Source organism: Bacillus salacetis, from assembly GCF_049177075.1.
Classification (GTDB): Bacteria; Bacillota; Bacilli; order Bacillales; family Bacillaceae_B; genus Rossellomorea; species Rossellomorea salacetis_A.
Window position 1 is genome coordinate 65433 of sequence record NZ_CP185377.1, and the last position, 12806, is coordinate 78238.

The window sequence follows — 12806 nt, forward strand, 5'->3', positions numbered from 1 at the left end:
CTATTATAGAAAACTGAGGAAGGGGTTTTATTAATGGCTGTAGAACTTAAAGCTAATAGCCGTACAGGCGACAAACGATCTGATTTAACCAAACTTAGACATCAAGGGAGTATTCCTGCAGTAGTTTACGGATATAAAACAGAAAACACACCAATTGCAATTGACTCTATTGAGTTTATCAAAACAATGAGAGAGGCTGGACGGAACGGAATTATCTCTCTGAACATCAATGGAAACAAACAGAATGTTGTTCTAAGTGACTATCAGCAGGACCACATCAAGGATGCTGTCATCCATGCAGACTTCCTGGCTGTTAATATGTCCAGTGAAATGGACGCGGATGTCCGCGTTGAGCTTGTTGGTGAATCAGCAGGTGTGAAAGACGGAGGCGTATTACAGCAGCCGCTTCATGACGTATCAGTAACAGCGAAACCATCAGATATCCCTGACAGCATTCAGGTTGATATCTCAAATCTCCAAGTGGGTGAGACCATTACAGTAGGAGACGTTAAAGGAAACTATTCCTTCACGATCAATACAGATGATGAACAAACCATCGCCTCTGTATTGGCGCCGCGTCAAGAGGAAGAAATCAGCTCCGGCGAAGAGCAGGAAGCAGGCCAGCCTGAAAATGAGGAAGGCCGTGAAACAGAAGCAAGCAGCGAGAGTGAAGGAGCAGAAGAATAATATAAATGAATTTTCCTGGCGCAGCCTTTTGCGGGTTGCGTCTTTTTCGTTTATGCTTATGATATTGATAGTGCAGGAAAATGAGGTGGAAATTCATGAAACTGATTGTAGGGCTTGGAAACCCGGGATCACAATATGATCGCACAAGACATAACATAGGTTTTGAAATAATTGATGAACTGGCAAAAAGATTCAACAGCCCCCTGAATCAATCCAAGTTCAAAGGGGTATATACAAGTATCCATCATAAAGGTGAAAAGGTCATATTACTTAAACCTCTTACATATATGAATTTATCGGGAGAAAGCATTGTTCCCCTGATGGATTATTTTGATATTGATGAGGAGGATTTAGTGGTTATATACGATGACCTCGACTTGCCGGTGGGAAAACTCAGGCTGCGCCAAAAGGGGAGTCCCGGTGGCCATAATGGCATGAAGTCCATTATTGCCCATTTGGGGACCCAGCAGTTCAACAGGATAAGGGTGGGCATCGACCGTCCGCCAAGCGGCATGAAGGTTCCTGATTATGTATTAGGGAAATTCACACCGGAAGAGTGGGCAGAGATGCAGGATGTAATCAAATCCAGTGCTGATGCTTGTGAAGCATGGCTGGAAAAGCCTTTCCTGGAGGTAATGAATACGTTTAACTGAGGTTGAAGCTGTATAACTCCTTCCTAACACGTTCATACTAATAGCAGGCGTGTTTATGAAGGAGGAAGAATATGGCGATACATTATTTTTGCAGCCATTGCGGTCATAAAGTCGGAAGTTTGGATCAAGTTTCGGTACATTCCGAACAAGTGGGTCTGCATAAACTTTCTGAGGAAGACCGCATGGATATGGTATCATATGAACAAAATGGAGATATCCATATCAAGACGATTTGCGAGGACTGCCAGGAATCGCTGAATCGAAATCCGGATTATCACCAATCAGATTATCTGATTCATTAATTGGCTTTGGTCTTCACCAAAGCATTTTTCTATTGTAACAATACAGGCATTTATAATAGACATGCGTTTATTAATAGACTGTGAGCAAATTATCATCAACGTTTTGTCCTTAGGAAACCCTGGGACATGAAGCTTTTTTATAGAAAAAAGAAATAAAGAGGAGGAATACTCCCTTGAAAAGTATTTTACACTTCATTGGACAAAATGAAGAATTGCAGGCTCTGGCTTCTGGAGTAGAGGAGGGGCTGGAGGAGCAGCTTGTCGCAGGGCTCTCTGGTTCTTCCAGAAGTGTGTTCATCGCTTCTATGTATCGTAAGACGGGGAAATCAGCGATTGTCCTTACCCACAATCTGCTGCAGGCGCAAAAAATCTATGACGACCTTCTTCAGTTTCTGTCTGATGAAGAAGTTTTTCTATATCCAGCCAATGAGCTGATTGCTGCTGAACTAAGTGTGGCAAGTCCTGAACTGAAGTCACAACGAATTGAAGTGTTAAACAGACTGGCCACAGACCAAAACGGGATCTTCGTCGTTCCGGCCGCAGGCTTGAGAAAGATTTTGCCGCCTAAATCGATTTGGAAATCCATGCAGCTGACTTTTACACTGGGGGAAGATGTCAACTTGGACAATCTTCTGGACCAGCTGCTCGTGATGGGATACCAACGCAGTGAAATGGTTGGGACGCCAGGTGAATTCAGTTTACGGGGAGGTATTCTGGATATCTTTCCGCACACATTGGAAACGCCGGTCCGAATCGAATTATTTGATACAGAAGTGGATTCCATCCGTTCTTTTTCATTAGAAGATCAAAGGTCGATTGAGAAACTTAAGGAAGTCCATATCGGTCCTGCATCCGAAACCATCATGAAAGGCGAGCATTTGGAAAATATCATTGACCGCCTGGAAACCGGATTATCCAAAAGCCTGAAGAAGATTAAAAGTGACTCTGTAAAAGAAAGACTGACTCAAAATATCGGTTATGAATTGGAACAATTGAGGAATGGCCAAAAACCTCAGCAGATCTATAAATATCTATCATTCGCCTATGAGGAAGCTGCTAGCTTGCTAGATTACCTTCCGGAAGACGGCATATTCTTTCTTGATGAACTGGGAAGAGTGCAGGAGATGGGAGAGTCACTGGATAAAGAAGAAGCAGACTGGTACACCTCTCTTTTACAGGAAGGTGAAATCGTCCATGATGTCGAAGTCTCGCACAACCTTTCAAAGCTGCTGGTTCAAACCAGTTTGCCGAAGGTTTATTTCTCTTTATTCCTTAGGCATATTCCGAACACCAGCCCTCAAAACATCTTTAATCTTTCCAGCAAGCCGATGCAGAGCTTCCATGGACAGATGCATGTTCTAAAGGCTGAACTGGATCGCTGGAAGAAAGGGAATTTCACTATTATCCTATTAGGTCCTGATGAAGAGCGGATCAAAAAGCTTCAACGGGTATTGAATGACTATGATATCGAAGTAGCGGTTGTGCCTGATAATGACAAGCTGTTAAAAGGCCAGGCACAAATTATGAGCGGCCACCTTACCAACGGCTTTGAACTTCCGATGATGAAAATAGCCGTCCTGACAGAAGAAGAGCTTTTCAACAAGAAGACAAGGAAGGCTCCGCGAAAACAAAAGCTTTCAAATGCGGAAAGAATCAAAAGTTATTCCGAGTTGAAAGTCGGCGACCACGTTGTGCATGTCAATCATGGGATCGGGAGGTACTTGGGAATTGAAACCCTTGAAATCAATGGGGTACACAAGGATTACCTTCATATAAAGTATCAGGGCAATGACAAACTGTATGTCCCTGTTGAGCAGTTCGATCTTGTTCAAAAATACGTGGCATCTGAAAGCAAGGAGCCAAAGCTTTATAAGCTTGGCGGATCAGAATGGAAGAAGGTTAAAAGTAAAGTTGAATCTTCCGTCAAGGATATCGCCGATGATCTCATCAAGCTCTACGCAGAGAGGGAAGCTGCCAAAGGATATGCGTTTTCTCCTGACGGTGATATGCAAAGAGAATTTGAAACATCCTTCCCATATCAGGAAACGGAAGATCAGCTTCGTTCCATCCATGAAATCAAAAAAGATATGGAAAGAGAGAGGCCTATGGACCGCCTGCTTTGCGGTGATGTAGGTTATGGTAAAACCGAAGTAGCCATACGGGCTGCCTTTAAAGCTGTGGTGGATGGAAAACAGGTTGCCTTATTGGTGCCGACGACCATTCTTGCCCAGCAGCACTATGAGACCATGAAAGAAAGGTTTCAGGATTTCGGTCTTGAAGTCGGCCTGTTGAGCAGATTCCGTACGAAAAAGCAGCAGACTGATACGATCAAAGGTATCAAAGCTGGTACCGTCGATGTTGTCATTGGTACACACAGAATCTTATCAAAAGATATACAGTACCGTGATTTAGGTTTGCTGATCATTGATGAAGAACAACGGTTTGGGGTTACACACAAAGAGAAGATCAAGCAGTTGAAGACTAATGTCGATGTGCTGACATTGACGGCTACACCAATCCCGCGGACCTTGCATATGTCGATGCTTGGCGTAAGGGACCTTTCTGTCATAGAAACGCCGCCGGAAAACCGCTTCCCTGTGCAGACTTATGTCATGGAATACAATGGTGTCCTGATCAAGGAAGCGATTGAACGGGAACTTGCCCGGGATGGACAGGTGTATTTCCTCTATAACCGGGTGGAAGATATCGAACGGAAAGCAGAGGAAATATCTATGCTTGTTCCGGATGCAAGGGTCGCATTTGCCCATGGGAAAATGAACGAAAACGAGCTCGAATCAATTATCCTGGGCTTCCTAGATGGTGAATTCGATGTCCTTGTTACGACAACCATCATTGAAACGGGTGTCGACATCCCGAATGTCAACACTCTGATTGTGTATGATGCGGACCGGATGGGTCTTTCCCAGCTTTATCAGTTAAGAGGAAGGGTCGGCCGTTCCAACAGGGTTGCGTATTCCTATTTCACATATCGCAAAGATAAAGTGCTGACAGAGGTTGCAGAGAAAAGGCTGCAGGCGATAAAAGAGTTCACTGAACTTGGTTCTGGATTTAAAATTGCCATGCGTGATTTGACGATCCGGGGAGCGGGTAACATTCTGGGTGCCCAGCAGCATGGATTCATTGACTCCGTCGGTTTCGATCTTTATTCACAAATGCTGAAAGAGGCCATCGAAGAAAGAAAAGGAGATCTCCCGAAAGAGAAGGAATACTCCTTTGAAGTCGATATGGAAATCGATGCTTACATTCCGGATGATTATATCAAAGACGGCCATCAAAAAATTGAGATGTACAAGCGATTCCGTTCTGTCTCTACCTTAAAAGAGGTGGAGGAGCTGCAGGATGAAATGCTCGACCGTTTTGGAGAATATCCTGAAGAAACAGCTTATCTTTTCCAGATTGCTGAAATGAAGGTCTATGCAAGGCAGGCGAAGCTTGAGAGCATCAAACAGAACAAAAAAGAAATCTCGATTTATATGTCGCCTGAGGGTACTCAGGAAATCGACGGCAGCAAAGTCTTCGATATCTGCAACAAACACGGACGCGCAGTCGGGCTCGGCATGGAAGAGCAAAAACTGAAAATCACCATCAATACGAACAGAATGAAAACATCCCAATGGTTCAACATTGCCTATGACATCGTCAAAAACATCCAATTTGCCAGAAAGGATGCAGAAGTTCATTCATAAACAAAAACACCCGGCCGAGCGCCGGGTGTTTTCGTGCGTTAAAGCACTAAAAGGGACAGTCCCTCTTCGCGCTTTAAAGGGTTAAAGTACGGAAGGGACTGGGGAAATTGATATATCGGGCCAAGGAGATTGAATTTTTGGCGAGGTGTTGGACCGTAAAGGAGGTTATCGGTCCAATGAGAATGAGCTTTTGTGAAGATGTTGGGCCGTAAAAGAAAATATCGGTCCAATGAGAATGAATTTTCGAGGTGATGCTGGACCGCAAGCTAAATCAATCCAGTTCCAGCGGCCGCGCCTAGCGGATTTCGGTCTTCTTCCTTGCGATAAGTCATCATCAACTCACTTTGTTCGTTGTGATTCCTTTATCTCATACAGAAGCCCTCCAATCCGTACGACGCTTAACGGCCGCTTCCGCCTTATAATATGTAACTAAAATGTAATCCACAGATTTTGTTTATTTTGGAGTAGTCAGGGTATTTAATTTAATGCAGCTGCCGTTTTGGTAAAATAAACCTCAACTAGAACAAAAACGTAATTGCAGAAAAAATAGTGTATTGTGCATAGAAGTTTCCTCTTGAAGGATACTAAAATCAACTTTGGTAATGAATACAAGAGTAATTACCGAATAAAAATCATCTGATGAAAGTGAGGCAACTATAGATGAAAGCAACTGGTATTGTTCGTCGTATTGATGATTTAGGTCGTGTCGTAATTCCTAAGGAAATTCGCAGGACTCTAAGAATTCGCGAAGGTGATCCGCTGGAGATTTTCGTTGATCGTGACGGCGAGGTCATCTTAAAGAAATACTCACCGATCAGTGAGTTAAGCGATTTTGCAAAAGAATATGCTGAGGCACTGTATGACAGCCTTGGAAGCTCCGTAATCATTTCAGACAGGGACGCTGTAATTACCATTGCAGGCGGCTCTAAGAAAGAATATTTAAATAAAAATATCAGTGATCTTATTGAAAAACAAATGGGAGAACGCAATTCTGTACTTCATACACAGCAAGGGAAAATCGAGCTTGTGGATGGTGTGGAAGAAGAAGTTTCTTCATACACAATCGCCCCGATTATCGCAAATGGCGATCCTATTGGTACAGTGACGATCTTCTCGAAAGATAAGACAATTGGAGAAGTTGAGCAAAAAGCAGTAGAAACGGCAGCTGGCTTTTTAGCAAGACAAATGGAATCCTAAAATTGGAGCGGTCGACACCGCTTCTTTTTTTTGTGTACAAAGGCATTCCAGAAATTCGGAACTAAAGGTAAAAGGGCATTTTGTGTTATAATACAGTACATTAATTTGCATAGGAAGGCAGGAATCAACGATTGCCTTACGAAAACACATCTAAAAAAATGTTGATGGGAACTTTTATTCTTACAGCCGCAGCTTTGATTACCAAGATTCTCAGTGCGGTTTACCGGGTTCCATTTCAAAACATCGTCGGAGATATTGGCTTTTATATTTATCAGCAGGTCTATCCTTTCTACGGAATAGCCCTTGCCCTTTCTACATATGGATTTCCGGTTATTATTTCAAAGATGATTGCGGAACGGCAGGAAGGAAAGAATGAGAAGGAAGTACAGGCTGTCATACAGTCTTCTTTTCTTTTTCTAAGTGTCACGGGAGTGCTTTGGTTTTTACTTATTTACTTTGGTGCAGGTCCGATTGCATCCCTAATGGGCGATCCCCATCTGGAAGACTTGATCAAGTTGATCAGCGTGACTTTCTTGCTGCTTCCCTTTATATCGGGTCTTCGCGGGTTTTACCAGGGAATGGGCAATATGGTACCCACTGCATATTCACAGGTCGGGGAACAGCTTGTCCGGGTCATTACCATCATCACCTTTTCGGCTGTCTTGACCGCCAAGGGATATTCTCTGTACATGGCTGGTGCGGGTGCCCTTTTCGGGTCCATTACAGGAGGGCTGATCTGTATCCTTATCCTTTTGACGTTCGTATGGAAGGATAAAAACCCTATATTAGGGCTGATGTCAATCAAGCGAGGGACAGGACACAAAGGAATCTGGTCACGGCTTTTGAAGCATGGAACGGCTATATGTGTCAGCGGGATGCTGCTTGTTTTGCTTCAATTGATTGATGCGCTGAATGTTTACTCGTTGTTGCTGCAGTCTGGCATATCAGCGGCGGAGGCAAAGCAGCTAAAGGGGATTTATGACAGGGGACAGCCTTTCATTCAGCTGGGTACCGTCGTCAGCACTTCCCTTTCGCTAACGCTTGTACCGATGATTACCGCTGCCTTTCGTAAAGGAAAGACGACTGAAATGAACGAGAAAATCAGGCTGGCATTGAAAATCGGAAGCCTTGCAGGTTTTGCGGCTTCCCTCGGTCTGATCAATATTATGAAGCCTACCAATACTATGCTTTTTCAAAATAGCAATGGTTCTGATGTCATTGCGGTATTTTGTTTATCGATCTTATTCAGCTCCATTATATTGACGATATCCGGGATCCTACAGGGGATGGAACTTATCTATTTCCCGGCATTGACCATTCTTGGAGGGCTGTCCGTCAAATTCGCACTGAATTTCCTGCTGGTCAGCCGGTATGGAACAATGGGGGCATCGGTTTCGACGGTTATCGCTTTAGGTGCTATTGCCGTTATTCTCATTATCCGCCTAAAGAAACAATTTGCATTTTTATTTCTATCGCCCCGTTTTTATATGGTTACCGGAACAGCCGGCTTGGGGATGACGCTGGCTTTGCAATTATATTCCTTTCTTTTTACTATGCTGGCGGGTGAAGAATCCCGGCTGCTTGCCACAATCCAATCCCTGACAGGAGCAGCGTTGGGAGCCGTCGTTTTTATTCTGATCATTTTAAAAGGTAAAATCTTTTCACCAGATGAACTGGAACAGCTGCCAATGGGCGGCAAACTGAATTCGATTTCTGAACGAATTAAATAAGACCAGTGGAGGTACAGTATGTTTAAAATTACAGTAGCCGGACTTGGAGCAGGCGATTTGGATCAATTGCCGCTTGGTGTATATAGGCAGTTAAAAAGTGAAAGAAGAACCTTTCTGCGAACGGAAAGTCACCCAGTGGTAGCGGAGCTTAAGGCTGAAGGCTTTGTATATCAATCTTTTGATTCCATATACGAAAAGCATGAAAGCTTTGAAGAGGTTTATGAGGAAATTGTTGAGGTGCTGATAGGCGAAGCTGGCAAAAGTGAGATTCTATACGCGGTACCGGGACATCCTTTAGTCGCAGAAAAGACGGTCCAGCTGTTGATTGAGGCTTCCGACCGGGAAGGCTTTGAGCTGGACATCATAGGCGGGCAGAGTTTCCTGGATCCTTTGTTTGCGGCGGTCAAAGCGGATCCGATTGAAGGGTTTCAGCTGCTGGATGGAACCGACCTGCACCAGGAAGACATAAAAATGGATCAGCATTTGATCATTGGCCAGGTGTATGATGCGTTTGTAGCCTCAGACGTGAAACTGACACTGATGGAACTGTATCCCTATGACTATACAGTAAAGATTGTAACTGCTGCAGGGACAAAGAATGAGCTGGTAAAAACCATTCCGCTTGTGGAACTCGATCGTGAAATGGAGTTAAATAACCTCACCAGCTTATATGTTCCTCCCGCTGGGGAAATGGCTATGAGGTATAAACAGTTTTCGACATTCAGGAATATTATCGCACGACTGCGGGGGCCAGGAGGCTGTCCATGGGATATTGAACAGACTCATCATTCGCTGAAGAAATATTTAATAGAAGAAACATATGAATTACTGGAAGCAATTGATGAGGAAGATACGGACCATATTATTGAAGAACTGGGAGATGTCCTTCTTCAAATCATGCTTCATGCACAAATTGGTGAAGATGAAGGAATGTTTACCATAAATGAAGTTATTGAAAATGTCGCAGAGAAAATGGTCCGCCGCCATCCTCATGTATTCGGTGAAGTTACAGTGGAGAATTCGGAAGAGGTAAAGGCCAATTGGGAAACAATCAAAAAGGCGGAAAAGGGCAGTCAGGAAAAGCCGCTGCTAAAAGGGATTGCCAAAGGGTATCCATCTTTAATGAAAGCATATGAGTACCAGAAAAAAGCCGCCAAAGCGGGTTTTGACTGGGAGCTGACGGATGATGCATGGGAAAAAGTAAACGAAGAAATAGAGGAATTCCGTGCTGAAGCAGCGAATGGAGATAAACACGCTCAAACAAGCGAGTTTGGCGACCTGCTGTTTTCCATGGTCAATATTGCCCGTTTTTATAAAATTCATCCCGAAGAGGCATTGGCGATGGCCAACAAAAAGTTTTTCAACCGTTTTGCCTATGTTGAACAAAAGGTAAAAGAAAGCGGCAAGGCTTTTGAGGAATTTTCCCTGGATGAACTGGACCAGTTCTGGAATGAAGCGAAAGAAAAAGGGATTCACTGAACCATATCGAACCAGCACAGTCAATTAAGAAGAACATTATACAAAACAGATGAAAAAACAAAGGAGAGATCGAGAATGGCAACTATGCGCCTGGATAAATTTTTAAAAGTATCACGGTTGATCAAAAGACGGACACTGGCAAAAGAGGTGGCTGACAAAGGCAGAATCACCATCAACGGCCTGCAGGCCAAAGCAAGCTCCAATGTGAAAGTGGGAGATGAACTGCAAATCCGTTTTGGACAGAAAGTAGTAACGGCGACGGTCGACCGACTCCAGGAATCAACCCGGAAAGAAGAAGCGGGTACAATGTTTACAATCACGAGTGAAGAAAGAGTAGCGGAAGAGCCTCAAGAGTAAAGGACAGCTTGTTCTATTTTCCTTCCTGCCGCATACATATAGTTACAAAGCCTGTACTTTGTGAATGTGGGGGATGAAAATGAATCAGTATCATGATAATGGAAGTAACAAAGGAACAATGCAGGAACATGACGTCATGATGAGGGGCAGACGCCTGTTGGACATTACCGGAGTGAAGCAGGTGGAAAGCTTCGATAATGAAGAATTCCTGCTGGAAACAGTGATGGGATTCCTGTCCATCCGGGGCCAGAACCTGCAAATGAAGAACCTGGATGTAGACAAAGGGATCGTCTCCATTAAAGGCAAAGTATTTGATATCGTTTATTTAGACGAGCAAAGTGGAGAAAAAGCTAAAGGGTTCTTTAGCAAGCTGTTCCGATGACACTCTCGGTTCAATTTTATACCATGCTGGCCATGGTCGGCATGGGCAGTATTTTTGGAGCGGCTCTGGATACGTATAACCGTTTTCTGAACAGAAAATCAAGAAAACGCTGGCTTGTTTTCCTGAACGATGTCTTGTTTTGGATTCTGCAAGCCCTTTTTATTTTCTACATCCTGTTTTCAGTCAACTTCGGTGAAGTACGCTTTTATATTTTTATCGCTTTGCTTTGCGGTTTTGCGGGTTATCAGGCTCTCCTCAAGGACCTTTATAAAAAGCTGTTGGAGAAATTCATCCAAGCTTGTATTTCAATCTACAAGTTTTCCGTAAGAATGGTGAAAAATCTTGTTTATTCGCCGATAAAATGGTTGGTATTGCTTCTGGTATCGATTATCCTCGGTCTGGGGAAAGGGATTTGGGCAGTCCTGGGGTTCTTGATGAAAGTAATTCTTTCCATCTTGAAAATCGTGTTTACACCGATTCTATGGGTGGTAAAATTAATCTCAAGCCTTCTGCCGAAAAATCTTAAAAAATTCGTCGAGAAGTTATATAATAAAATTGCAGGATATTTATTTCCATTTGTTAAAGTTATTAATACAAAGCTTAAAAAATGGCTTAAAAGATAAAGGAGGTGCAGGAGATGAGCCGGGAACGAAATATCACATCGATGGAAAATGCTTATGTACGTCAGCAGGAATTAAAGAAGAAAATTAGTCATCATAGAAAAAAGAAGCTTTTTCGCCGCTTGGCGTTACTATTTATCCTCGCCTTGACAATCAGCGGTTTTCTCGTTTCAGCCCTCATCTCACGCGCTTCTGTCCTTGAAGAGAAGGAAGCAGAAAAAGCAAAACTGGAAGCCAAGCTGGAGAAACTCGAGAGACAGCAGGCAATCTTGGAAGACGAGATCGTCAAGCTGAATGATGATGAGTACATCGCCAAATTGGCCAGAAGAGACTATTTTCTTTCAGACGAAGGTGAAATTATTTTCAACATTCCTGAGCCTGAAAAGAAAAAAGAAGAAGAAGAGTCGTCTTATTGACACTCTTTTTTTTGTTTGGCTATAATATAAAGTAAGGTATATTTTTTATAATTTTAAGGAGGAGCATTCTTTTTATGTCAATTGAAGTAGGCAGCAAGGTACAGGGTAAGGTAACAGGGATTACAAATTTTGGAGCGTTCGTAGAATTGCCGGAAGGTGCAACAGGTCTTGTCCACATTAGTGAAGTTGCCGATAATTATGTAAAAGATATCAACGAGCACCTTAAAGTCGGTGACGAAGTAACGGTAAAAGTCCTTAATGTTGAGAAAGACGGAAAGATCGGTTTATCCATCCGGAAGGCTAAAGACCAGCCGCAACGCCCCCAGCGCCCGCAGCGTCCTCAGCGTCCACGCAATAACAAAATGAATGACACTCGCCCAAAAGAGAACTTTGAACAGAAGATGGCACGTTTCTTAAAGGATAGCGAAGATCGTTTATCTTCATTAAAACGCCATACAGAATCTAAACGTGGCGGCCGAGGAGCAAAGAGAGGCTAACTTGCTGTCTATTTATATATAGCAGGTTTATAGAGGAGACCCTGAACAGGACCTTCAACTGAAAACAACTGACTGCATTTCACCCTGGAAAGCAGCCGGTTGTTTTTTTGTTTTTTTTAGATTCATATGACCATGATAAGAGTTTCTGTCTTTATAGGAAGGAACCAATAGAGAATTGCTCAGGTATTGCGACGGTAGAGGGAAGAAAGCAGTGGAAGGAGTCGCAATTGTGGTGGGATTGCGACAGTAGAGGGAAGGAAGCAGTCAAGGGAGTCGCGATTGTGTTGGAATTGCGACAGTAAAGGGGAAAAAGCAGTGGAGAGAGTCGTAATCTTGGTGGAATTACGACAGTAAAGGAAAAAAGGCAGTGGAGTGAGTCGCAATCCGGATGGAATTGCGACACCAAGAGAAGAAAAGCAGTCAAGAGAGTCGCGATTCTTGTTGCAAAAGCAGGGCAAAACAACAACACTCTTCAACTGAAAAAGACAAACAAAAAACACGACAGGATTCCTGTCGTGTTTTGATATGACCCATACGGGATTCGAACCCGTGTTACCGCCGTGAAAGGGCGGTGTCTTAACCGCTTGACCAATGGGCCAAAACAAATATGGTAGCGGCGGAGGGGATCGAACCCCCGACCTCACGGGTATGAACCGTACGCTCTAGCCAGCTGAGCTACACCGCCATATTTATTAAAAATGTTTTGAGACACAAGTAATATAATACATAGGAATAAAAAAATTGTCAACAGATTATTCAAGAAAAATGTCAAAACTATT

The 12806-nt window shown here is 43.4% G+C and carries 12 protein-coding genes and 2 tRNA genes; 12 read left to right on the forward strand and 2 right to left on the reverse strand.

Annotated features, from left to right (window positions below; genetic code table 11):
* Positions 1-33: 33 nt before the first annotated feature.
* From ACOJQI_RS00340 to ACOJQI_RS00395, 12 genes are all read left to right on the forward strand, one after another.
* Entirely contained in the window at positions 34-687 is a 654-nt protein-coding gene (locus tag ACOJQI_RS00340) for a 50S ribosomal protein L25/general stress protein Ctc (protein WP_421382543.1), read from the forward strand.
* A gap of 95 nt (positions 688-782) precedes the next feature.
* A complete protein-coding gene (gene pth / locus ACOJQI_RS00345) occupies positions 783-1340 on the forward strand; it encodes an aminoacyl-tRNA hydrolase (protein ID WP_421382545.1) in 558 nt (185 codons plus the stop codon).
* A gap of 71 nt (positions 1341-1411) precedes the next feature.
* Entirely contained in the window at positions 1412-1642 is a 231-nt protein-coding gene (locus ACOJQI_RS00350) for an anti-sigma-F factor Fin family protein (protein WP_421382547.1), read from the forward strand.
* Between the two features lie 173 nt (positions 1643-1815).
* Positions 1816-5349, forward strand: coding sequence for a transcription-repair coupling factor (mfd, locus tag ACOJQI_RS00355; RefSeq protein WP_421382549.1), 3534 nt, complete (start codon positions 1816-1818; stop codon positions 5347-5349).
* A gap of 660 nt (positions 5350-6009) precedes the next feature.
* On the forward strand, positions 6010-6546 hold the full coding sequence (spoVT, locus tag ACOJQI_RS00360) for a stage V sporulation protein T (protein ID WP_421382551.1): 537 nt from the start codon (positions 6010-6012) through the stop codon (positions 6544-6546).
* Positions 6547-6677: 131 nt separating this feature from the next.
* Complete coding sequence (locus ACOJQI_RS00365) at positions 6678-8276, forward strand: putative polysaccharide biosynthesis protein (protein ID WP_421382553.1); 1599 nt, start codon at positions 6678-6680, stop codon at positions 8274-8276.
* 18 nt (positions 8277-8294) lie between these two features.
* Complete coding sequence (gene mazG, locus ACOJQI_RS00370; RefSeq protein WP_421382555.1) at positions 8295-9755, forward strand: nucleoside triphosphate pyrophosphohydrolase; 1461 nt, start codon at positions 8295-8297, stop codon at positions 9753-9755.
* 84 nt (positions 9756-9839) lie between these two features.
* Positions 9840-10112, forward strand: a complete 273-nt coding sequence (locus ACOJQI_RS00375) for an RNA-binding S4 domain-containing protein (protein WP_421385360.1) — start codon at positions 9840-9842, stop codon at positions 10110-10112.
* 79 nt (positions 10113-10191) lie between these two features.
* Positions 10192-10494, forward strand: a complete 303-nt coding sequence (gene yabP / locus ACOJQI_RS00380; protein WP_421382557.1) for a sporulation protein YabP — start codon at positions 10192-10194, stop codon at positions 10492-10494.
* Positions 10491-11117, forward strand: a complete 627-nt coding sequence (gene yabQ, locus ACOJQI_RS00385; protein ID WP_421382559.1) for a spore cortex biosynthesis protein YabQ — start codon at positions 10491-10493, stop codon at positions 11115-11117. Before yabP ends, yabQ begins: the two co-directional genes overlap by 4 nt.
* A 14-nt stretch (positions 11118-11131) precedes the next feature.
* A complete protein-coding gene (locus tag ACOJQI_RS00390; protein WP_421382561.1) occupies positions 11132-11530 on the forward strand; it encodes an FtsB family cell division protein in 399 nt (132 codons plus the stop codon).
* A gap of 74 nt (positions 11531-11604) precedes the next feature.
* Complete coding sequence (locus ACOJQI_RS00395) at positions 11605-12027, forward strand: S1 domain-containing RNA-binding protein (protein WP_421382563.1); 423 nt, start codon at positions 11605-11607, stop codon at positions 12025-12027.
* 526 nt (positions 12028-12553) lie between these two features.
* Here the strand turns inward: ACOJQI_RS00395 and ACOJQI_RS00400 are convergent.
* Together ACOJQI_RS00400 and ACOJQI_RS00405 are read right to left on the reverse strand one after the other, a co-directional pair.
* Positions 12554-12625 (reverse strand) — tRNA-Glu (locus tag ACOJQI_RS00400).
* Positions 12626-12635: 10 nt separating this feature from the next.
* Positions 12636-12712: transfer RNA gene (locus ACOJQI_RS00405), tRNA-Met, on the reverse strand.
* Between the last annotated feature and the right edge of the window lie 94 nt (positions 12713-12806).